Source organism: Halocola ammonii, from assembly GCF_049334165.1.
Taxonomy (GTDB): Bacteria; Bacteroidota; Bacteroidia; order Flavobacteriales_D; family Sanyastnellaceae; genus JBEGHD01.
Window position 1 is genome coordinate 1 of sequence record NZ_JBEGHD010000051.1, and the last position, 488, is coordinate 488.

1 protein-coding gene is annotated in these 488 nt (G+C 53.5%); it reads right to left on the bottom strand.

The window, feature by feature from the left end; translation table 11 throughout:
* Window positions 1-488, bottom strand: a 488-nt coding sequence (locus ABHV44_RS16210; protein WP_459075759.1) for an HYR domain-containing protein, incomplete at both ends; no start/stop codon positions are given.

Genomic DNA, 488 nt, shown 5'->3' on the forward strand with positions numbered 1-488 from the left:
AATGTGCAGTCAGAGCTGTTTCCGTTCGTGTCAGTTGCAGTGAGCGTGATCGTGTGAGTTGATCCCACTCCAGTCAGGATCACTCCTGCTGCCGGACTTTGCGTGTAGACAATGTTGGCGTCTGGTGTACAGTTGTCAGTAGCTGTGATCGCTCCGGTAAAGTCTTCGAGGCTGTATTCGCAGCTTCCATCCAAATCTCTCGAGACATCGCTTTGACAAGTATTGATCACTGGCGCTGCGTTGTCAGTTACTACTACATCAAACGTGCAAGTGGCTGTGTTGCCTGAGGCGTCAGTTACGGTCAGGGTCACTGTTGTCGTCCCACTCACGATGTCTCCCGCTAATGGTGATTGTGTGATCACTGGAGCTGCATCGCAGTTGTCGGTAGCGGTTCCGAGACCTGTGTAATCGGCCATTGTGAACTCGCAGTTGGCATCGGCACTGGCGGTCTGGTCACCTGGGCACGTGATCACCGGATCGATCGTGTC